At 64.0% G+C, this 21638-nt stretch carries 21 protein-coding genes and 1 riboswitch; of the genes, 5 read left to right on the top strand and 16 right to left on the bottom strand.

Annotated features, from left to right (window positions below; genetic code table 11):
• Positions 1-3: 3 nt before the first annotated feature.
• Together RBB16_RS10225 and RBB16_RS10220 are read left to right on the top strand one after the other, a co-directional pair.
• Positions 4-1347, top strand: coding sequence for a cytochrome b N-terminal domain-containing protein (locus tag RBB16_RS10225; RefSeq protein WP_306046071.1), 1344 nt, complete (start codon positions 4-6; stop codon positions 1345-1347).
• 19 nt (positions 1348-1366) lie between these two features.
• A complete protein-coding gene (locus tag RBB16_RS10220; RefSeq protein ID WP_306046070.1) occupies positions 1367-2164 on the top strand; it encodes a cytochrome c1 in 798 nt (265 codons plus the stop codon).
• A gap of 48 nt (positions 2165-2212) precedes the next feature.
• Here the strand turns inward: RBB16_RS10220 and RBB16_RS10215 are convergent, their stop codons facing one another.
• The 13 genes from RBB16_RS10215 to RBB16_RS10155 all read right to left on the bottom strand — a co-directional run bounded on the left by RBB16_RS10215 (position 2213) and on the right by RBB16_RS10155 (position 15929).
• The gene (locus tag RBB16_RS10215) at positions 2213-2902 is read right to left on the bottom strand and encodes an ATP-binding cassette domain-containing protein (RefSeq protein ID WP_306046069.1); all 690 of its coding nucleotides are present in this window, start codon (positions 2900-2902) and stop codon (positions 2213-2215) included.
• Positions 2889-4454, bottom strand: coding sequence for a thiamine/thiamine pyrophosphate ABC transporter permease ThiP (locus RBB16_RS10210; protein WP_306046068.1), 1566 nt, complete (start codon positions 4452-4454; stop codon positions 2889-2891). Before RBB16_RS10210 ends, RBB16_RS10215 begins: the two co-directional genes overlap by 14 nt.
• Positions 4430-5416, bottom strand: a complete 987-nt coding sequence (gene thiB, locus RBB16_RS10205; protein WP_306046067.1) for a thiamine ABC transporter substrate binding subunit — start codon at positions 5414-5416, stop codon at positions 4430-4432. Before thiB ends, RBB16_RS10210 begins: the two co-directional genes overlap by 25 nt.
• Before the next feature lie 43 nt (positions 5417-5459).
• Positions 5460-5560, bottom strand: a riboswitch (TPP riboswitch).
• A gap of 322 nt (positions 5561-5882) precedes the next feature.
• A complete protein-coding gene (locus RBB16_RS10200; protein WP_306046066.1) occupies positions 5883-6353 on the bottom strand; it encodes a GNAT family N-acetyltransferase in 471 nt (156 codons plus the stop codon).
• The gene (locus RBB16_RS10195; protein WP_306046065.1) at positions 6350-7117 is read right to left on the bottom strand and encodes an ion transporter; all 768 of its coding nucleotides are present in this window, start codon (positions 7115-7117) and stop codon (positions 6350-6352) included. Before RBB16_RS10195 ends, RBB16_RS10200 begins: the two co-directional genes overlap by 4 nt.
• Positions 7118-7139: 22 nt before the next feature.
• A complete protein-coding gene (locus RBB16_RS10190; RefSeq protein ID WP_306046064.1) occupies positions 7140-8354 on the bottom strand; it encodes a class I SAM-dependent RNA methyltransferase in 1215 nt (404 codons plus the stop codon).
• A gap of 39 nt (positions 8355-8393) precedes the next feature.
• Positions 8394-8816: a VOC family protein gene (locus RBB16_RS10185; protein ID WP_306046063.1), complete on the bottom strand. Its 423-nt coding sequence runs from the start codon at positions 8814-8816 to the stop codon at positions 8394-8396.
• Between the two features lie 11 nt (positions 8817-8827).
• Entirely contained in the window at positions 8828-10666 is a 1839-nt protein-coding gene (locus RBB16_RS10180) for an ABC transporter ATP-binding protein (protein WP_306046062.1), read from the bottom strand.
• Positions 10663-12507, bottom strand: coding sequence for an ABC transporter ATP-binding protein (locus RBB16_RS10175; protein WP_306046061.1), 1845 nt, complete (start codon positions 12505-12507; stop codon positions 10663-10665). The genes RBB16_RS10180 and RBB16_RS10175 overlap by 4 nt, the downstream gene beginning before the upstream one ends.
• A gap of 49 nt (positions 12508-12556) precedes the next feature.
• Complete coding sequence (locus RBB16_RS10170; protein WP_306046060.1) at positions 12557-13135, bottom strand: LysE family translocator; 579 nt, start codon at positions 13133-13135, stop codon at positions 12557-12559.
• Between the two features lie 52 nt (positions 13136-13187).
• A complete protein-coding gene (locus RBB16_RS10165) occupies positions 13188-14342 on the bottom strand; it encodes a CCA tRNA nucleotidyltransferase (RefSeq protein WP_306046059.1) in 1155 nt (384 codons plus the stop codon).
• Entirely contained in the window at positions 14339-14941 is a 603-nt protein-coding gene (locus RBB16_RS10160; RefSeq protein ID WP_306046058.1) for a CoA pyrophosphatase, read from the bottom strand. The genes RBB16_RS10165 and RBB16_RS10160 overlap by 4 nt, the downstream gene beginning before the upstream one ends.
• On the bottom strand, positions 14925-15929 hold the full coding sequence (locus RBB16_RS10155; protein WP_306046057.1) for an Hsp33 family molecular chaperone HslO: 1005 nt from the start codon (positions 15927-15929) through the stop codon (positions 14925-14927). The genes RBB16_RS10160 and RBB16_RS10155 overlap by 17 nt, the downstream gene beginning before the upstream one ends.
• Positions 15930-16031: 102 nt before the next feature.
• Here RBB16_RS10155 and RBB16_RS10150 point away from each other — a divergent pair, with 102 nt between their 5' ends.
• Entirely contained in the window at positions 16032-16481 is a 450-nt protein-coding gene (locus RBB16_RS10150) for an NUDIX hydrolase (protein WP_306046056.1), read from the top strand.
• Here RBB16_RS10150 and RBB16_RS10145 read toward each other — a convergent pair.
• Complete coding sequence (locus RBB16_RS10145; protein ID WP_306046055.1) at positions 16471-17766, bottom strand: fused response regulator/phosphatase; 1296 nt, start codon at positions 17764-17766, stop codon at positions 16471-16473. The two genes, RBB16_RS10150 and RBB16_RS10145, sit on opposite strands and share 11 nt — an antisense overlap.
• Before the next feature lie 127 nt (positions 17767-17893).
• Between RBB16_RS10145 and RBB16_RS10140 the strand changes: the two genes are divergently transcribed.
• Complete coding sequence (locus RBB16_RS10140; protein ID WP_306046054.1) at positions 17894-18214, top strand: Hpt domain-containing protein; 321 nt, start codon at positions 17894-17896, stop codon at positions 18212-18214.
• On the opposite strand, the gene ilvA is transcribed toward RBB16_RS10140, so the two are convergent.
• Together ilvA and RBB16_RS10130 are read right to left on the bottom strand one after the other, a co-directional pair.
• On the bottom strand, positions 18211-19458 hold the full coding sequence (gene ilvA / locus RBB16_RS10135) for a threonine ammonia-lyase IlvA (protein ID WP_306046053.1): 1248 nt from the start codon (positions 19456-19458) through the stop codon (positions 18211-18213). The genes RBB16_RS10140 and ilvA overlap by 4 nt on opposite strands.
• A gap of 18 nt (positions 19459-19476) precedes the next feature.
• Positions 19477-20256 carry a hypothetical protein gene (locus RBB16_RS10130; protein ID WP_306046052.1) on the bottom strand — a complete coding sequence of 260 codons (780 nt, stop codon included), beginning with the start codon at positions 20254-20256 and terminating at the stop codon, positions 19477-19479.
• 82 nt (positions 20257-20338) lie between these two features.
• Here RBB16_RS10130 and RBB16_RS10125 point away from each other — a divergent pair, with 82 nt between their 5' ends.
• Positions 20339-21565: an argininosuccinate synthase gene (locus tag RBB16_RS10125; RefSeq protein WP_071691984.1), complete on the top strand. Its 1227-nt coding sequence runs from the start codon at positions 20339-20341 to the stop codon at positions 21563-21565.
• Positions 21566-21638 lie beyond the last annotated feature (73 nt).

Here is a 21638-nt window from a genome sequence, read left to right as displayed (position 1 = left end):
GACATGTCCGGCATTCCCCACGACCATTACGAGCCGAAATCCAACGGTGCAAAGTGGCTTCACCGCCGCCTGCCCGTGGTTGGCCTGATCTATGACACCCTGATGATCCCCACCCCCAAGAACCTCAACTGGATGTGGATCTGGGGCATCGTGCTGGCCTTCTGCCTTGTCATGCAGATCGTCACCGGCATCATCCTGGTGATGCACTACACCCCGCATGTCGACCTGGCCTTCGCCTCGGTCGAGCACATCATGCGCAACGTGAACGGTGGCTGGGCCATTCGTTACATCCACATGAACGGCGCCTCGCTGTTCTTTATCGCCGTCTACCTGCACATCTTCCGCGGTCTCTACTACGGGTCCTACAAGGCGCCCCGCGAAGTGACGTGGATCATCGGCATGCTGATCTACCTGATGATGATGGGCACCGCCTTCATGGGCTATGTTCTGCCCTGGGGTCAGATGTCGTTCTGGGGGGCCACGGTGATCACCGGTCTCTTCGGCGCGATCCCCTTCATCGGCGATGCGATCCAGACCTGGCTGCTTGGCGGACCCGCCGTGGACAACGCCACGCTGAACCGCTTCCTGTCGCTGCACTACCTGCTGCCCTTCGTGATTGCGGGGCTCGTGGTTGTCCATATCTGGGCCTTCCACCACACCGGCAACAACAACCCCACGGGTGTTGAAGTGCGCCGCACATCGCGCAAGGAAGCAGACGCCGACACGCTGCCCTTCTGGCCCTATTTCGTGATCAAGGACGTCTTCGCCCTTGCCGTTGTCCTGGTTGGTTTCTTCGCGGTTGTCGGCTTCATGCCGAACTTCCTCGGCCACCCGGATAACTATATCGAAGCCAACGCCCTGGCGACGCCAGCCCATATCGTTCCGGAATGGTACTTCCTGCCCTTCTACGCGATCCTGCGCGCCTTCGACTCCGAGGTTTGGGTTGTGATCGCGGCCAACTGGCTGACCGGTGGTATCGTCGACGCCAAGTTCTTCGGTGTGATCGCCATGTTCGGCGCCATCGCCGTGATGGCCATTGTGCCGTGGCTCGACACCTCTTCGGTGCGGTCCGGTCGCTATCGCCCGATGTTCAAGTGGTGGTTCGCCCTGCTGGTCGTCGACTTCATGGTGCTGATGTGGGTGGGTGCCCGCCCGGCGGAAGGGATCTATCCCTATATCGCCCTGATCGGGTCGGCCTACTGGTTCGCCTACTTCCTGGTGATCCTGCCGCTGCTCGGCATCTTCGAAAAGCCGCTGCCGCAGCCCGCCACCATCGAGGAAGACTTCAAAGAGCACTACGGCAAGTCCGGGTCCAACGGCGACAACGCCGCGACCCCGGCCGAGTAAAAGAAAAGGACTGAATAGCATGTTCAGGAAACTTGCACTCACCGCGCTGACCGCCGTTGCTCTGGCTGGCTCCCCGGCGCTGGCCGCTGGCGAAGGCGGCCACGTGGAGAACATCCGCTTCTCCTTCGACGGTCCCTTCGGCACCTTCGACCAGAACCAGCTGCAACGCGGCCTTCAGGTCTACACCGAGGTCTGTTCCGCCTGCCACGGCCTGCGTTATGTCCCGATCCGGACCCTGTCCGATGAAGACGGCCCCGGCATCCCGCCGGATCAGGTCCGCGCCTATATCGAACAGAACTTCATCGAAGTCTGGGACGAAGACCTGCGCGACTATCGTGCCGCGACCCCGGAAGACAACTTCCCGGAAAACACCGCCGCCGGCGCACCTGACCTCAGCATGATGGCCAAGGCGCGTCTCGGCTTCCACGGTCCCTGGGGCACCGGTCTGAACTCGCTGGTCAACGGCATTGGCGGCCCGGAATACATCGCCGCGCTGCTGTCGGGCTATAACGGCCATGACGAGGAAATGGCGGGCACGTTCCTTTACGGGAACGACGTGTTCCCGGGTGGTCTGATCTCGATGGCACCGCCGCTTTGGGAAGATGGGGTCGAATATAACGACGGCACCGCAGCCACGATCGAACAACAGGCCGAAGATGTGGCCGCCTTCCTGATGTGGGCCGCCGAGCCGCAGATGATGGCGCGCAAGCGGATGGGTTTCACCGCCGTTATCCTGCTGATCCTGCTGTCGACGCTGCTCTACCTCACCAACAAGCGTCTGTGGGCGCCGGTGAAGCGGGCTGCCAAGGAAAGCTGATCCCGGCTTGAAGACAAGGAAAGCGCGCCCTCCGGGGCGCGTTTTTCGTTAGAGCCAGGGGGCAAGCAGCTCGGGCGGGTCCGCCAGCATCGGTTGCAATGCGCCGTTCAGGATGATGCGCCCCTCTTCCAGCAGGCACAGATCGGTGCACAGCCTCTCCGCATCGCGCAGATCGTGGCTGACCATGACCAGCATCAGCCCTTCCGCGTCGCAGAGATCGCCCACCAGCGACAGCATCTCTCGCCTCAGCCCCGGATCGAGCGCCGCGAAAGGCTCGTCCAGCAATGCCAGCGGCTTGCGGCGCAGCAACATCCGCGCCAGCGCCACGCGCGACCGCTGCCCGCCTGACAGGTCGCCGGGCTTGCGCGCGCCCATATCGCCAAGCCCCACCTGATCCAGCGCGCGCGCCACGTCGGCGCGCTGTACCTCGGTCAGCTTCAGGCTCGGGTCGACCCCAAGCGCCACATTGTCGAAGGCCGTCAGGTGGGGGAACAGGTTGCCCTCCTGGAACAGGATCGACAGGGGCCGGTCCTGCACCGGCCAATCCGTAACGTCCTGCCCGTCAAGAATGACACGCCCCGTATCAGGTCGCAGAAATCCCGCTATGGTGCTTAGCAGCGTCGTCTTTCCGCCGCCCGACGGCCCGAGAATGGCCAGCCGGGCGCCCTTGGGAACCGACAGATCGGCGCTGAGGGTGAAGCCCTCAAACCCGAGAACAACATCATCAAGTCGCAGCATTCGCCCGCCCCCCGCGGTCAAAAATCCAGAACAGCAGCAGGCTCAGCACCAGCAGAACCAGCGCTGCCGCCTCGGCATCATCGGTGCGATAGGCCCCCATCAGGCGGAACATCTCCAGCGGCAATGTGCCGTCCTGCGGGGCGGCAAAGAGCGTGATGACCCCAAGATCACCCATCGACATCGCCGCCGCCAATCCCGCCCCGAACCCGAGCGGGCGGCGGATGCGGGGCAGCAGCACATGGCGCAGCCGCTGTCCCCCCGTCAGGCCAAGAGAATCCGCGAGCGGACCATACCCCGCCTCGGCTGCCTCGATGGCAGGCACCAAGGCACGCAGCAGGAAAGGCAAGGCGGCAAGCGCGTTGACCAGACCGGTAACAGGCAGGGCGGAACTGGAGGGGTTCACATATGGCCGCAGGATCAGGAAAAGCCCCGTGCCGATCACCAGCGGCGACACGGCAATCGACAGCGCCCCGATGGTTTCCAACAACCCCCGTGCCCGTCCCCGCGCGATCAGCAACGCCATGGGCAGGGCCAGCGCGACGGCCAGCGTAGCCGTGGCCAGAGACAGCAGGACCGAACGTTCTGCCGCGGCCCAGACAGATCCGGGCAGGGTCAGCACACCCCCCACCCCGCGCAGTAGCACCGCCAGAAGCGGCATCAGCAGGAACAGCGCGGCCAACGTGATGGCCAGCCAGTCACCCGCCCGCTGCAGGGTGGTCTGTCGGTCAAACCGTTCCAACGGACGATCCAGCCCCGTACCCATGGCCGCAGGCACCGCCACACGCAGCACCAGAAGCCCCGCCACCACGCAGATCCCCACCTGCACCAGCCCCAGCATCGCCGCACGTCCAAGGTCAAATTCGTAGCGGAAGGCCTGATAGATGGCGAGTTCGACCGTCGTGGCGCGCGGTCCACCACCCAGGATCAGGGCCACCGCGAAAGAGGTGGTACAGATCAGGAAGATCACCAGAAAAGCCCCTGGCGCGACCTGCCACAGCATCGGCCTTTCCATGTGGCGGGCGATGTCGCGGGGGGTGAAACCAAGCGTCGCGGCCAGCCGGAACCGCTCCGCCGGAATGGCCAGCCAGCCTTGCAGGAACAACCGCACCGCCAGTGGCAGGTTGAAAAAGACATGGGCCAGAACGACGCCGTGCAGCCCGTAGATTTCAAGGCCAGGAATACCAAGCGCCGCCAGCCCCTCGTTCAGCACGCCGCGCCTGCCGAAGATGGTGATCAACCCAAGAACGGCCACGATCACCGGAAGGATGAAGGGCGCGCCCATAAGCGCGATCAGCGCCGCCCGGCCCGGAAAGCTGCGCCTTGCAAGGGCGCGAGCGACAGGGATCGCCAGAACGATGCTGAAGACAGCCGACAGGAAGGCCTGCCAGATCGTGAAGCGGATGGCGGAGAAGTCGGCAGGGCCAAGGCCCGTGACGGACTCGGCCCGCCACAGGACCGCCGCAAGCGGTCCCAGCACGGCCAGAAGGACAAGCGCGGCAATCGCCGCGCCTGCCCTCTGCACCGCGCTTATCGGCTCAGCGCGGCTTGCCATTCATCCAGTGCCTGAACCCGCACCGCCTGCGCGTCCTCGGGGCTGAGCAGCAGGGGCGTTTCGGGCATGATCAGCGTCTCGAACCCGGCTGGCAGAGTCTCGGCCGGCAAGGCCGCCGGATACATCCAGTTTGTTGTCGGGATGACTTCCTGGAAGGCCGGGGTCAGCATGAACTCCATGAACTGATGGGCAAGTTCCATCTCGTTGGAAATGTTGACGATCCCGGCAACCTCCACCTGCATGTAATGGCCTTCCTCGAAGGCCGCGACGGTGTGGCTGTCATCTTCTTCCGCGATCAGGTGATAGGCGGGCGAGGTGGTGTAGGAAAGGACCATATCCGCCTCACCTTCAAGGTATAGCCCATAGGCCTCGGACCAGCCCGGCGTGACGGTGACGATGTTATCGGCCAGCCCCTCCCAGATGCTGGCGGCCTCATCGCCATAGGCGGCATGTACCCACATCAGAAGGCCGAGGCCGGGGGTGGAGGAGCGGGGATCCTGGATCACGATGCGCAGATCGCTATCGGCCAGATCGCGGAAATTCGACGGGGGATTTTCCAGATCGGTGCCGTGGACAAATGCGAAGTACCCCCAGTCATAGGGGAGGAACTGCGGATCGTCCCAAGATATGGGCATGGTGAGGGATTCGGCGTCGATGCCATGCGGGGCGATCAGATCCATTGCACGGGCCGAGGCGATGAGGTTTGTATCGAGACCAAGCACCACATCGGCGCCGGTCTGGGCGCCTTCCAGAAAGAGCCGCGCCAGAAGTGCTGCGCCGTCGCCTGCACCGACGAATTGCAGATCGCAGCCGCAGGTTTCCTCGAAAGCGGCCTCGATCTGCGGGCCGGGGCCCCAGTCAGAGACAAAGCTGTCATAAGTATAGACGATCAATACGGAATCTTGCGCCATTGCCGTGCTGGCAAGAAGGGCAAATCCCGCGGCGATGATGGGGGTTTTCATATCCACTTTCTCCATTTCGCGACGGGCGGTGGAGAAGTGGCGGGACCAACCCGCATACCTTCCCTCCGCCGGTCCTAACCGGTTCAGGTTCAACGGGTTCGCGTGATGCATCTCAGGCCTTTTGGGCCACCCCGAGGTAGGACTTGAGGTAGCGCAGAGCCCGCGCCGGGGCAAGGGTCAGCTGCAAAATTACCTCGTCGCCATGCGTGCACCCCCCGTACACCCCCTGTACACCCCCCGTGCAGACGGAATCCGGTTTCGCCGCGTATCGCGCGTCGACCCGGGAGCGGCCCTCCTCAACCCCCGGCTGACGCCGGAGGCCTCGTCATGCCGCGTTGCCACGAGGTCTTGGAGGGGGAGTTGCACCGGATCTGCCGATTGGGCTTGTGGTGAGGGCGGGATGCCTCCGGCGGAGGTATTTTTGCCAAGATGAAAGGGCGGCGTTTCGCGGCTGTCCTGGCGGGGATCAGAGATCGGCTTGCCAGAACTCGCGGTCGAAGCTCTGGCCGAAACGGTGCCAGCCGGGATCGGTTTCGGAGATGGTGAAGCCGTGGGCGCGGTAGAGGGCGCGGGCGGCGGTGAGGCAGCTGTATGTTTCGAGTGTTGCCTGGGTGAAGCCCTTGCTGCGCGCATGGTCAAGGGCGGTTTGCATCAGGTGATGGCCAAGGCCCTGGCCGCGGGCAGAAGGCTCTAGCAGGACGAAGTTGAGGAAGCCCGTGCCGTTGCGGTCGGATATGGCGATGGAGCCGATGCGCTGGCCGTCTGCTTCGGCGATCCAGAGGTGTTTTGCGGGGTCTTCGCGAGCGAGAAACGCGTCGAGCTTCTCTGCGATGCTGTTTCCGAAGTCGGGAGTGAAACCGAACTCTGCGCCATAGAGCACGCGGTGTCGGTCGATGAGCCAGTCACGGTCGGAAGGGACGAAGGCGCGCAGGATCATCCCTGCCGGTCCAGCCGCGCCTCGATGGCCTTCAGCCGTTCCAGCACCTCGTCGCGGTAGGTTTCGGTCTGGGCCGTTTCCTCTTCGGAATGGGCGTCCTGCATGGAGTTCACGATGAGACCGACCAGCAGGTTCACGACCGCGAAGGTGGTGATCATGATGAAGGGCACGAAGAAGGCCCAGGCATAGGGGTAGACCTCCAACACCGGGCGGACGATGCCCATGGACCAGCTTTCCAGCGTCATGATCTGGAAAAGCGTGTAGAGAGACCGGCCGAGATCGCCGAACCAGTCGGGGAAGCTGGCGCTGAAGAGCTTGGTCGCCATGACGGCGCCGATATAGAAGATGATCCCCATCAGCAGAAACACGCTGCCCATGCCGGGAAGCGCACGCACGAAGCCTTCGACCACCCGGCGCAGGCGTGGTGCGACCGAGATCACGCGCAGAACCCGCAGGATGCGAAGCGAGCGCAGGACCGAGAGACCCTGACCGCCGGGCACAAGCGCGATGCCGATGATGACGGCGTCGAAGAGGTTCCAGCCGGAACGGAAGAAGCGGGTGCCATAGGCGATCAGCTTGGCGGTGAGCTCGACGACGAAAATCGCAAGGCAGATGCGGTCTAGCGCGGTGATCAGACCGCCCGCCCTTGTCATGGCCTCATCTGATGTTTCCAACCCGAGGATCACCGCGTTGAACACGATCACACCAATGATCGTGTTGCGCACCAGCGCCGTTTCCAACCGGGTTTCAAGCCAGTGCCGCATTCGAGACCTCCCCTGTTCGGGCTTACATATGTGCGCGGGTGAAGCTGGCGGCAAGTTCCACATGGGGGCTCCAGCGGAACTGGTCGACCACTTGCACCCAATCGAGGCTGTAGCCTGCATCGGTGAGCGTTTTCGCGTCGCGGGCGAAGGTGACGGGGTTGCAGGAGACGAAGCCGATCTTCGCGATGCCTGACGCCGCCAGTTCGCGCACCTGCGCCTCGGCCCCCGCGCGGGGCGGGTCGATCACGGCGGCGTCATAGAGGGCGAGATCCTCGGACATCAGCGGACGGCGGAAGAGGTCTCGCACCTCGCTGGTGACCTTCTTGATGCCGGTGGCGTGGCGGGTGGCATGGTCGAGCGCGGCGATCATGGCGCGGTCGCCTTCGACGGCATGCACAGGGGTGCGTGCAGCCAGCGGGAAGCTGAAGGTGCCGGAGCCACAGAAGAGATCGACGATGTGCTTTGCGCCTGTCGTGGCTTCGATCATGGCCGCGACGAGCGTGGCCTCGCCGTCGGGCGTCGCTTGCAGGAAGGCGCCGGGGGGCGGGGTGACGGCGACGGTGCCGAAATGCTGAACCGGGGGTGTCTCGGTGAAGACGGTTTCATCGTCCCAGGTCAGGCGGGCGAACTGGCGCAGGAATTGCGGCAGCGCCATGCGCAGCGCCTCGTCCAGCGGTTTGCCGCCGGTGACGGCACAGTCGATGCCTGCGTCAGAGCGGGTGAGCGCGAAGGCCAGCGTGGCGCTGCGCGAGCCGCCCATTCGGGTGATCTGTTCCAGCGCGGGCAGCACGGCCATCAGGTCGGGGTGCAGCACGTGGCAGTCGGTGATTGGTACTATCGTGTCGGACCGGCGGGCATGGAAGCCCACAAGCGCGCCTTTCTTGGTGCGGGTGCCCGCGAGAGTGGCGCGGCGGCGGCTGCGGGGCGGCGAGACGTGGATGGGGCGGAACTTGGTGGTCAGGCCCTGCGCGGAAAGGGCGGTTTCCACGACCTGCTGTTTCCAGCGGGCGAGGAAGCTGTCCGAGGCGTGTTGCAGCGCGCAGCCGCCGCATTGGCGGAAATGGGCGCAGGGGGCTTTCACCCGATCAGGCGAGGGGGTGAGGATGCGGGGGGCGTCCATGCGGCCAGCGTCGACCGTGCCCTCGACGACCTCGCCGGGCAGGGTCAGGGGCGCGAGCAGCGGGCCCTCGGCAATGCCGTCGCCCTTGTGGCCCAGTCTTTGAATCGTGATTTCCATGGGCAGCGCATAGCGTGGATTCGTCCCGGCGGGAAGCGGTTACGCCTTGGGGATCGCGGGGCTGAAGGCGTAGCCTTCGGGGCTGAGGATCGTGCCCTCGCGCAGGCCGTGGGGTTTGTCGGCGGGGGATTCGAGCACCATGTGGCCGGCGGCTTCGGCTTTTGCCACGGCGTCGTCGGGGTCGATTCCGAAGAGGTAGAGCTGCACGCCCGCTCCGCGTGGCGGCGTTTCGGGCACAAGACCGAGCAATGGGTGGCTGTGATAGGTGCCGTCGGAATGCAGCTGCATCATTATCTCGCCGTGACGGACAATGGCGAAATCGTCGGACAGGCGGTGTGCGGTCAGGCCGAAGATATCTTCAAGGAACGCGGCCAGCGCGCGCACATTCGGGGTCAGAAGATTGACGCCGATGCCGGTCAGGCTGCGGCCGAAGTCCTCTGCCGGGACGGTTTCAAGATCCATGGGCGCACCTCCTACTCGGCGGCTTCCTGAATCCCGATGAAGCCGCCCGACTGACGGTTCCAATAGCGCGCATAGAGGCCGCCTGCGTCAAGCAGCGCGTCGTGAGAGCCCTCTTCCACGACACGGCCCTGATCCAGCACGATGATGCGGTCCATCTGGGCGATGGTGGACAGGCGGTGCGCGATGGCGATGACGGTCTTGCCTTCCATGACGTCGCCAAGCGTGTCCTGAATTGCAGCCTCGACTTCTGAGTCGAGCGCGCTGGTGGCCTCGTCCAGCACCAGAACCGGGGCGTCCTTCAGGAAGGCACGGGCCAGCGCGATGCGCTGGCGCTGGCCACCCGACAGTTTCACGCCGCGTTCACCAAGATAGGCGTCATAGCCGGTGCGGCCCATGTGATCCTCTAGCCCGAGGATGAACTCATGCGCCTCGGCCCGCTTGGCGGCGTCGATCATCTCATCTTCATGCGCGCCGGGGCGGCCATAGAGAATGTTGTCGCGGGCAGATCGGTTGAACATCGCGGTTTCCTGCGTGACCATGGCGATCTGGCGGCGCAGGCTTTCCTGCGTCAGGTCGCGCACATCGCAGCCATCGAGCAGCACCTGACCCTCTTCGGCGTCGTAGAGCCGCAGCAGCAGGGCGACCAGTGTGGATTTGCCCGCGCCCGAGGCGCCGACGATGCCCAGTTTTTCGCCGGGATGCACATCAAGGGACAGGCCGGTCACGCCGCCCTCTTCGCGACCATAGGCGAAGCTGACATCGCTGAACTGCAGATGGCCGTCGGCGCGTTCCACCTCCAGCGCATCGTCATGGTCGGTCAGCGTGTGCGGGGGCGAAAGCGTGTTCATCCCGTCCTCGACCTCGCCCAGATTGGAATAGATCGCCATCAGAACGAAACTGACCCAACCCGTCATTTGCGCGATGCGGATCGACACGGCGCCGGTGGCGGCGATATCGCCGGTGCTGGCGATACCCTGGGTCCAGAGCCAGACCGTGCCGCCAATCAGGATCACAGGCAGCGCACCCGCAACCGTCATCAGGGCCAGCCGGAAGCTGGCCGAGATGCGCCCGAAGCCAATGGCCTTTTCGCGGAATTTTTCCATGGCGTTTAAGGCTGAGCGGTCCTCGAACGCGTGGTGGGCGAAGAGCTTGACGGTTTTGATGTTGGTGATCGTGTCGACGACCTGGCCTGAGACAGCAGCCCGTGCGCCCGCCCGTGCCTTGGACAGTTTCCGCACGCGCGGCAGGAAGAAGCTGATCGTCGCGAAATAGGCGATGAGCCAGATAAACAGCGCAATCGCCATGCGTCCGTCGATGGTGATGAGCAGCAGGAGCGAGCCGACAAGAGACGCCAGCGCAAAGGCCACGACGTTCACGAATTCGGTCACCACATTGGTCACGGCGCTGGCGGTCTGCATCTGTTTCTGCGCGATGCGGCCTGCGAAATCGTCGTCGAAGAAGGTGACGGACTGGCCAAGCGTGTGACGATTGAGCCGTTGCAACACCAGCACGTTGACGGCGGGGCCGACGACAAGGGTGCTGGCGGCGGAAGAGGCGGCGAAAGCCAGCGGGCGCAGGACAAGGAAGAAGGCGATCCCGGCCAACAGGATATGCCAGTGGGTCTGGATCATCGTGGCGGGGTCGGTGGTGCTGGCGGCATCGACGACAAGGCCCAGAACCACGGCGGAGCCCACCTCGAACATGCCAGCAAGGCCCGAGACCAGTGCGGCCCCGATCAGCACCGGCCACGCGCCCTTGAGGCACCAGTTGAAGAACGCCAGCAGCTTGTTTGGCGGCGGGCCGTCCGCAGGGCGGAAGGCGTCGATCAGGTTGGCAAGGCGGTTCATCATTCGGCGGCGTCCTCTGTCCCGATGAACCCGCCCGACTGGCGCGCCCAGAAGCCGGCATATAGGCCGTTCAGCGCCAAAAGCTCCTCATGCGTGCCGTTTTCGACGATATGGCCATCGTCCAGCACGACGATCCGGTCCATATGGGCGATGGTGGACAGCCGGTGCGCAATGGCGATCACGGTCTTGCCCTCCATCACGCCATAAAGCGTGTCCTGAATCGCGGCCTCGACTTCTGAGTCGAGCGCGCTTGTGGCCTCGTCCAGCACCAGAATGGGCGCGTCCTTCAGGATCACGCGGGCCAGTGACACCCGCTGGCGCTGACCGCCCGACAGTTTCACGCCGCGTTCGCCCACATGGGCGTCATAGCCCTTGCGGCCCTGCGGGTCTTCCAGATCGAGAATGAACTCATGCGCTTCGGCCCGTTTGGCGGCTTGCAGCATGTCCTCTTCACTGGCATCGGGGCGACCATAGAGGATATTGTCGCGCACCGACCGGTGCAGAAGCGAACTGTCCTGCTGGACCATGCCGATATGGCTGCGCAGGCTGTCCTGCGTGACTTGCGTGATGTCCTGTCCGTCGATCAGGACCTGCCCGCCCTCGGGGTCGTAGAAGCGGAGCAGCAGCTTGACGAGTGTCGATTTCCCCGCGCCAGAGCGACCGATCAGGCCCACCTTTTCGCCCGGCTGAATGGTCAGGGTCACGTCCTGCAACCCGCCGGAACCACGTCCGTAGTGGTGGCGCAGCTTTTCCAGGCGGACCTCTCCGCGTGTCAACTCCAGCGGCTTGGCGTTCGGCGCGTCGGTCAGGGTGATGGGTTGGGCGATGGTTTCCATGCCCTCCGACACCACACCGAGCGAGCGGAAGAAAGTGCTGAGCGCCCACATGATCCAGCCGGTCATGGCATTGAGCCGCAGGGTCAGCGCCGTGGCCGCCGCCACGATGCCCACCGAGGCCGTGCCCTGCATCCACAGCCACACGGCCCATCCGACGACCGCCACGACAAGGAAGCCGTTCAGCGCCGTCAGCATCACGTCCATCATCGTGTAGATGCGCATTTCAGCGGCGAAGGTGCGGCGGGTGTGCTCGATCGCCTCTTTCGCGTAGCTGATTTCACTGTCGTGATGGGCGAAGAGCTTGACCGAGTGGATATTGGTGTAGCTGTCGACGACGCGCCCCGTGGTCATGGACCGCGCGTCGGAACTGGCCTTGGAAGCCGGGCCCACGCGCTGCATCGTCCAGCGCACAAGCAGCCCATAAAGGACGAACCAGATCAGCAGCGGCAGGACAAGGCGCAGATCGGCATCGGCGAGCAGCACGGCGGCGCCGACCAGATAGGCCAGCGAAAAGGTGATCGCGTCGAACACCTGAAAGACGGCGTCACCCGCAGCGGGCGGGGCCTGCATGATCCGGTTGGCGATGCGGCCTGCGAAGTCATTCTCGAACCAGCCCACGGATTGGCGCAGCACATGGCGATGCGCGCGCCAGCGGATGAGCGTGCCGAAATTGACGAGAATCCCGTTGTTGAGCAGCGCCACGTCAAGCCCGTGCAGGATCGGGCGCAGGAACAGGATGAAGAGCGCGACGGCCAGCAGTTCCCACCCGTGATCGCCGATGAACTGCGCGGGGTCCGCGCCGGTCAGCAGGTCCACCAGACGGCCCATGTATGAGATCAGCCAGATCTCCATCACCGCCACGACGACAGACATGATCGCCGTGATCAGGAAGAGCCGCTTGAAGGGTTGCGAGTAGTCCCACAGGAACGGCCACAGCCGGTTGGGCGGGCTGTCCCGTTCGGGATAGTCCGTGTAGGGGTCGACCAGGTTTTCGAAGAAACGAAACATCAAGCGCGGTCTGAAAAGGGTCCTGTCCCGAGCAGATATAGCCCGCGCGCTACAGGAAGACCATGACGGCAGAGGCGGCGAGGGCTGCACCCATGCACAGTCGGAACACCGTCCACGCACGGGGGGTGGTCAGGAGCAGGGCGAGGAGCGAGCCTGCGAAGCTCCAGAACAGGCAAACGAAAAGGTTGATGCCCGAGAATGCGGTGGCAAGGCGCTGTGCCTCGCCCGCGGGGCTGAGGCCGATGCCATAGCCTGCTGCGGCGGCCAGGGCCACGGCCCAGATCTTGGGGTTCACCCATTGAAAGAGGACTGCCTGCCAGAAGGTAAAGGGCCGCTCCCCCGCCTTGCCGCCGGACAGGTCACTCTTGCGGATCAGGGCGTAGGCCATCCACAGAATCCAACCCGCTGCGATCAGTTTCAACGAGAAGGCCAGCGCCGGTTGCGCCAGCAGCAACGTGCCGATCCCAAGACCCATCAGCGCCGCGATGACGCCCACGCCAACCGCCACGCCGAACACATGCGGCAGCGTCGCGCGAAAGCCGAAGCGCGCGCCGGAGGCGGTCAGAAGGATCACGTTCGGTCCGGGTGAAAAGAGCCCGGCGAAAACGAAGGCGTAGAGCGGGTCCAAGGGATTGGTCCTGATTGCGGTCGGCAGACAGGACGTCAGCGCGCGCGGGCTGTCAAGGCAAGAGCTCCGCTCGGGTGAGGGTGAAGCCGGATGCAATCCAGCGCGCCTCGATCTCTCGCATCCGGTCGCCAAGCGCGGGGCCTTGCAGTCCGATCGCCATCAGGTCGGCGGGTTTTACCGGCAGGTGCAGCCCGTCGGCGGATTGTGCCGCCTCCAGTTCCGACTGCGCGAGTGGCGTTTCCAGCAGCGCCACGCGCAACAGCAGCACGTCGCGGGCGGTGTCGAAGCCCACGCGGTACCCCAGCTCGCCCGCGCCCATCACTGACCCGACCGCATCGCGCAGCAGCTGCACCCGGCGTGCGTCCGCCTTGGACAGGCGCAGGGCATCGCCGGGGGTCTCGCCGCCGATTGCGGCCAGGCGGCGGCAATAATCGGGGGGGACGCCCAGATCGGCCTCGGCATGAACGAGGATCGGCAGCGCCCTGGCATCGGCCCCCGGCAAGGCATGGCGCAGGATACCCGCTTGCGCCATGGCGGCAACAGAGGGCGCGGGATCGGCGGCGCGCAGCAGTTTGCGCATCTCGTGCCCGATCCGTTCGCGCGACAGGTGGTCGATGCCATCGGCCATTTCGGCGCAGGCAGCAAGGCCATCGGCGTCCAGCCCCGCGGCCTGATCGCCGTAATGGGCATGAAAGCGGAAGAAGCGCAGAATGCGAAGGTAGTCCTCGCGGATACGGTCATGCGGGTCGCCGATGAATCGCAACCGCCGCGCCCGCAGGTCGGCAACGCCGCTGCCCAGGGGGTCGATCACCCGGCCTTCGGCATCCGCATAGAGCGCGTTCATGGTGAAGTCGCGCCGCATCGCGTCTTCCTCCACCCGGTCGGCAAAGGCGATCACCGCGCGGCGGCCATCGGTTTCCACGTCGCGGCGGAAGGTCGTGACCTCATGCGGCAGGCCATCGGCAATCACGGTCACGGTGCCATGGTCGATGCCGGTGGGCACGGCCTTCAGCCCATTGGCCTCGGCGATCTGCATCACCCGTTCGGGGCGCGCGTCGGTTGAAATGTCGATGTCATCCGTTGGCAGGCCAAGCAGCCCGTTCCGGACGCAGCCGCCGACGAAGAGCGCGTGAAACCCCTCCGCCTCCAGCGCCTTGCACAGGGTTTGCGTGCCTTGGTGATGCAGCCAGTCGGTGTTCAGGATCATGACGCCACCCGATCGGCCAGCCCCTTCAGCATCCGCGCGGTCGCGCCCCAGATGTAGTAAGGGCCGTAGGGGGCGACGTAGTAGGACCGCCAGACGCCTCGCCAGCGGCGGCGTTCGGTGCGGTAGCTGGCGGGGTTCATGAGGAAAGGCAGGGGGACGGAGAAGACCTCGGCCACCTCGCCCGCCTCTGGCACGGGTGTAAACGGCGTGCGGATGCGACCCACGAAGGGGGTGACGGTATAGCTGGTCACGGTCTCATGGGGGGAAAGCTGCCCCAGAATATCGACATTCGACGGGTCCAGCCCGATCTCCTCCCGGCTTTCGCGCAGCGCGGCGGCCACCGCATCAGCATCGGTGTCGTCGATCCGCCCGCCGGGAAAGGCGATCTGGCCCGGATGATGCTTGAGCCGCGCCGAGCGCATCGTCAGGATCACCCGCGCGCCCCGGTCGGTCTCGATGATCGGCATCAGAACGGCGGCGGGTTTCAGCTTGCGACCCTCGGGCAACACGATGCCTGGGTTCAGGTCATAGTCCGACGAGGCCGGGGCAGCCCCGGCCAGCGCCCGGCTTATGCGGGCCAGATCAGATATCGGAGCCATCCGGGTTCTTCACGGCCTCGAACCCCAGGGATAGCGGGTCGAGATCGTAATGCGCGCCGCAGAACTGGCAATCGGCGGTCACGCGGCCATCATCCTTGGTCATATGGGCGATGTCCTTGGCCGAATAGATCGACAGGCTTTCGCGCACACGGGTTTCCGAACAGGTGCAGCCGAAGGACACGGGCATCGCATCGAAGACCCGGGGCGCTTCCTCGTGGAAGAGGCGAAGGAGCAGATCGGTGGGGGATACGGAGGGGCCCACAAGCTCCAGCTCTTCGACGGTGTCGAGCAGGATATTGGCGCGGTTCCAGTTTTCACTGTCGTCATCGCCGAGCAGGTCGGTGGCCGACAAAAGCCCTTCCTCGCCCGATCCGCCTTCACCGGCTACATGGGGGCTGGCCTTGGGCATGTGCTGCAACATCACGCCACCCGCGCGCCAGCCGCTTTGGCCGCCGGGTTCCGTGCTGTGCCCATAGGATAGCGCGAACCGGGTGGGCAGCTGTTCGGACTGGGCGAAATAGGCCTCGGCGCAGGCGGCAAGCGAGCCACCGGCCACGGGTGTGATGCCCTGATAAGGGGTGTTGCCCTTGCCCTGGTCGATCAGGATCGCGAAATAGCCTTTGCCGATCTGCGCGAACGGGTCCGCGCCTTCGACATATTTCTCCTGATCGTAGGAGGCATAGGCGCGGATCTGCGCCTTCTCACCCTCTTTCGCGGGGGCATAGATATCGGTCGCCAGAATGCGCAGGGGACCGTCGCCGCGCACCTGCAGGGACAGTTTCCAGCGCAGCTTGATGGTCTGGCCAATCAGGGCGGTCAGCAGCGCCATTTCAGCCAGCATCGCCTCGATCCCGCGCGGGTAGTTATGCTGCGACAGGATCTGGTCCATCGTACCATCAAGCCGTGCGACCCGCCCGCGAATGTCGGAACGGTCGAGCTGAAACGGCAGGACGGTGTCGTCCCAGGCGATCTTGGTGCTGAGGGTCATTGTCTTTCCTTCCGCCACGTGGGCTGGCATACCGCGCCCATATATGCGGAACAACCGCCTTGCCAACCCATAAGCCGCCATTGGCCCGCCCGGAGAGCCCTGATGAACCGACGTTTCGGCCAACAACCCGACCTGGCCCGCCGCTATATTCCCCGGCGCGGGGTTTATGCGGCGATCCTGACAGGGGATGGGATTCTGGCCACGTTTCAGGAGAAGCCGCTGGCCGAACTGCAACTGCCCGGTGGTGGCATCGACCCCGGCGAATCGCCCCTGGCGGCGCTGCATCGCGAGGTGTTCGAGGAAACCGGCTATCGCATTCATGCCCCCCGCCGGTTGGGGATGTTCCACCGGTTCACCTATATGCCGGATTACGACATCTGGGCGCAGAAGCTGTGTACGGTCTATGTCGCGCAGCTTGGGCCGCGTCTGTCAGACCCGACCGAGCCGCATCATACGCCCGTGTTCCTGCCATGGGACGAGGCGGAAACGATGCTGGGCGTTGATGGGGACCGGTTCTTCGTGTCGCGACTGCGCGCATCGCTCAGGGCGTGAAGCTCAGGCAGATCGCTGACACGTCGTCGTCGAAATCGGGGCGGCTTGAATAGGCTTCCAGCTCTTTCAAGAGTTTCGGCAGGAAACCATCTGCGGGGGCGTTCGCGTGGCGGGTCACAAGCTCTGCCAGCCCGTCTTCTCCCAGATAGCCGCCAGCGGGGTTGGCGCATTCGGTAAAGCCGTCGGAATGCAGCAGCAATCGGTCACCGGGATTCAACTGAAACTCAACTGTTTCGAACCGCGCGCCGGGCAGAAGGCCAATGGGCATCCCGCCTTCGCCGACCCAGTCAACCTGGCCGCCCGAGCGCAGAATCGCAGGGTGCGGATGGCCTGCCTGAACCATGCGCGTATTGCCGGTTTCAAGATCCACATCCGCCAGACAGAGGGTGAAATAGAGATCGGTTTCCACCTCTTCGAACATCATCTGGTTCAGCTTGCGGGCCACGTCATCGGGCGGCAGGGCGACCCAATGACCACCCCTGGCCTGCACCAGCGCCACGTTCTGTTCCGGCGCAGCGGTGCCAAGCAGCCCTGCCATGCGCGCGGCCAACAGCGCCGAGGTGACGCCATGGCCGGACACGTCGAGCGAAAAAACCCCGATCCGGTTGCCGGGGATCGGGAAGAACCCCACAAGATCGCCACCCACATGGCCGCTGGACCGCAGCAACAGCGCGACGGACCCGTTCTGCACCGGGCGGAAGGTTTCGCGCACCAGCGATTCCTGCAACCTCTTGGCCTCGACCAGGTCACGGTCGAGCGCGTCATATAGCGTTTGAAGTTCCGCCAGCGTGCTACTGATCTTGCGGTTCTGGCTGACCAGTTCGCCCTGCATGGCAACGATCCGTTCCCCCGCCCTGATCCGGGCGCGCAATTCATGGGGGTTGACGGGTTTTGTCACGAAATCATCCGCCCCCGCCTCCAGCCCCAGAACGATTTCAGACTTCTCGGATTTGGAGGTCAGCAGGATGACATAGCCATAGCTTTCCCGGTCCATCCGCCGGAAGGCGCGGCAGAAATCGGGGCCTGACATGCCGGGCATCATCCAATCGGTCAGGATGATCGGGATCGCTTCGCGTGACAGGATGTCGAGTGCCAGTTCGGGGCTGTCGCAGACGGTGACCGGATGGCCCCATTTGCGCAGCAGTGTGGCCAGCAAGCGCCGCTGCGCCGGGCTGTTTTCCAGCACCAGTACAGGTGACAGGTCAGGGATTGTGGCCCCGGCCCTGTCCGTCATTAATGTCGCGTCATCGGGCACCTGCCACCTCTTGCCTGTGAATCCGGCCATTCGTGACAGCACCGGGTTAAGGGCAGGTGAACTGTAAAATGCTGCTTATCTGGCCGGCTTTCCTAATCTCCCGTTAAGGGATCTGGCCTAGGATTTCGGGAAATGAACAGCGGGAACGGAGGCCGCGGTGATTGATCGAGAGCGTCTGGAAGAGCTTCGGCAGGAGATCGGGGAAGAGGATTTTTCCGAAGTGGCAGAGATGTTTCTGGATGAGATGGCAGACACGATGGCAACGCTCTGTTCAGCGACCGGGCCTTCGGGGCCGGATGTGTTTCACGGGTTGCGCGGCAGTGCCCTCAATCTCGGATTCACCGATTTCGCCACTGCCTGCACCGACGCGGAAAAACGGGCCATAGCAGGCCAGTCGGTGGATGTGGCATATCTGGACCGGCTCTACCGGGACTCGGTGCAGGCGTTTCAAACGGACCTGTCCGCCGACGCGGCCTAGATCAGGAATTCGGACAGCACCTCGTCTTCGGTAATGTCGCGATAGGCAAAGCCGCGTTCTTCCATGCGTGCGAACAGCCCGTCGAAATCGGCGGCATCTCGCGATTCGATCCCGATCAGAACCGAACCGAAATTCCGCGCGGATTTCTTGAGATACTCGAACCGGGCGATATCGTCGCCGGGGCCGAGCAGCCCAAGAAAATCCTTCAGCGCGCCGGGACGCTGCGGCATGCGCAGGATGAAGTATTTCTTCACCCCCCGGAATCGCATGGCGCGTTCCTTGACCTCGGGCAGCCTCTCGAAATCGAAATTCCCGCCCGAGGTAACGCAGACCACGGTCTGACCTCGCAACGCCGCGCCCAGATCTTTCAGCGCGTCGATGGCAAGAGCGCCCGCAGGTTCCAGAACGATCCCCTCGACATTCAGCATCTCGGAAATCGTCACGCAAATGCGATTTTCCGGGGCGGCCAGAACATCGCCCGGATCGGTCGAGCACAAAACCTCGAACGGGGCCTCGCCAATCCGTGCCACGGCGGCCCCGTCGACGAAATTGTTGACCTGCGGCAGAGTCACCGGTTCACCCGCTTTCAGCGCGGCGGCCAGACTTGCCCCGCCCTGCGGTTCCACCAGTTTCACCCGCGTCCCCGCCCGCACGGATTTCAGATAGGACAGCACGCCGGAGGACAGGCCGCCACCGCCGACAGGCAGGATCAGCCGATCGGGCGTTGCGCCGAGCTGTTCCAGCAGCTCCACCGCGACCGAGGCCTGGCCTTCCATCACGTCGGGGTCATCGAAGGGCGACAGGAAGGCGGCGCCGGTTTCGGCACAGAACGCCTGTGCGGCGGCCAGCGTTTCGTCGAAATAGTCGCCCACCAGCTTGATCTCGACCGCATCGCCGCCAAAGGCGCGGGTCTTGTCGATCTTCTGGCGCGGCGTGGTGACCGGCATGAAGATCTCGCCCCGCACCCCGAAATGGCGGCAGACGAAGGCCACGCCCTGCGCGTGATTGCCCGCGCTCGCACAGACGAAAAGCCGCCGCTCGGGATCTTCGGCCAGCCGCTTGGTCATGGCGTTGAAGGCCCCGCGGATCTTGTAGCTGCGCACCGGCGACAGGTCTTCGCGCTTCAGCCAGATATCGGCGCCATAGCGGTCCGACAGAAAGGCATTGCGCAAGAGCGGCGTCGGCGGAAACAGCTCTCTCATCGCGGCCGTGGCCGCACGGGCCTTGTCGGCAAAATCACTCATGGCGCGTGCCTTTCGGGATCAGTTCAGGGGGCGGCCTTCGATCTGTGTGCCGAAAAGCGTGGTCAGCAGGGACAGGTTCAGCAGCACCTGTATCCAGTACAGAAACGCCATCGGGATGATCCCAAGGGCGCTTTCACCGAAGATCACCGCAACCAACTGGTTCGCGAGGGTCATGGCCAGCGCAATGAAGAACAGCGGCACCAGAAGATGGCTGGCAACGGGCTTCGTCGCTTCCCAGCTTTCGCGGAAGGTCATCTTCTGGCCAAGCGCGGCGGCAGGCAGGATCAGCCCGACGCGGGTGATCAGCCAGGTCAAGCCAAGCGTGAAGCCGGTCAGAAGGACGAAGGCGAAGGCCTGGGACGGGATGACGCTGAGGAAAATACCAAGGACGATCATCGCGGCAATGCTGACCGCAACCGCAAACAGACCGATCAGAAACGCGCGGCCCAGATAGGACATGATGTAGGGCCCGTGCCAGTTCGGCACCACACCGCGCCCGTATTCTTCCAGCAGCACGAAACGGTGCCAACCAACAGCGGCCCAGCAATAGGTGATGACGCTGACAACGACGCCCGCCAGGACGGTCAGGAAGATCACGCCAGGGTTGACGTCAGGCAGTTGCGCCGGATCAACCGTGGTATTGCCGAACGTGGTGTAGGAAACGCCCCAGCTCATGAACAGGGCCAGCAGGACGGCAGCGGGCAGGAAGGTCGGAACCAGCGTCAGACGCGCCGCTTGTCCCATATTTCCAAAAACCTGCGCCACGATGTGCCGCAACATCCGATAGCCATAGTCCATACGCTCACACTCCGCTTGTCTTGCTTCCCCCCTGAAAACCCGGTATCGCCGCCCCGGTCAATCGAATTCCCGGAGATACCCCATGTCTGCGCCCAAGAAAGTCGTTCTCGCCTATTCCGGCGGTCTCGATACCTCGATCATCCTCAAGTGGCTGCAGACCGAATATGGCTGCGAAGTGGTGACATTCACCGCCGATCTGGGCCAGGGCGAGGAACTGGAACCGGCGCGCGAAAAGGCGCTGATGCTGGGGATCAAGCCGGAAAACATCTATATCGAGGATGTGCGCGAGGAATTCGTGCGCGACTTCGTGAACCCGATGTTCCGCGCCAATGCGCAGTACGAGGGGCTCTATCTGCTCGGCACCTCCATCGCGCGGCCGCTGATTTCCAAGCGCCTGATCGAGATCGCCGAGGAAACCGGCGCCGATGCCGTCGCCCATGGCGCGACCGGCAAGGGCAATGACCAGGTTCGGTTCGAGCTGTCCGCCTATGCGCTGAACCCCGATATCAAGGTGATCGCGCCGTGGCGGGAATGGGACCTGACCAGCCGCACGAAGCTGCTGGATTTCGCCGAGAAGAACCAGATCCCGATTGCCAAGGACAAGCGCGGCGAGGCGCCGTTCTCGGTCGATGCGAACCTTCTGCACACCTCGTCCGAGGGCAAGGTTCTGGAAGATCCCGCCGTGGATGCGCCCGACTATGTCTACCAGCGGACCGTGCATCCCGAGGATGCCCCGAATGAACCGGAATACGTGGAAATCGGGTTCGAGAAGGGCGATGCCGTGTCCATCAACGGGCAGGCCGTGACCCCTGCCGAGATGCTGACCAAGCTGAACGAACTGGGCGGCAAGCATGGCTGCGGACGGCTCGATCTGGTCGAAGGCCGCTTCGTAGGCATGAAGTCGCGCGGCATCTACGAAACCCCCGGCGGCACCCTTCTGCTGGAGGCCCATCGGGGCATCGAGTCGATCACCATGGATCGTGGCGCGATGCACCTGAAGGACCAGCTGATGCCGCAATATGCAGAGCTGATCTATAACGGCTTCTGGTACAGCCCCGAGCGCGAGATGCTGCAGGCCGCAATCGACAAGAGCCAGGAACATGTCACCGGCACCGTGCGGCTGAAGCTTTACAAGGGCCTCGCCCGCTGCGTTGGCCGGTGGTCGGATCATTCGCTCTATTCCGAAGAGCATGTGACGTTCGAGGATGATGCGGGCGCCTATGACCAGAAGGACGCACAGGGCTTCATCAAGCTGAACGCCCTGCGCCTGCGCCTGATCGCGATGCGGAACCGTCGGCTGAACGGCTGAACTTCCAGCCACGTCAGCATTGCCAGATTGCAAAGACCCGCCCATCAGATTGGGCGGGTTTTTCATTTGGGGG

It is taken from the genome of Nioella sp. MMSF_3534, from assembly GCF_030732985.1.
Lineage (GTDB): Bacteria > Pseudomonadota > Alphaproteobacteria > Rhodobacterales > Rhodobacteraceae > Nioella.
Note: the sequence above shows the minus strand (reverse complement) of the source record. Positions and strands in the feature narration are given on the sequence as shown.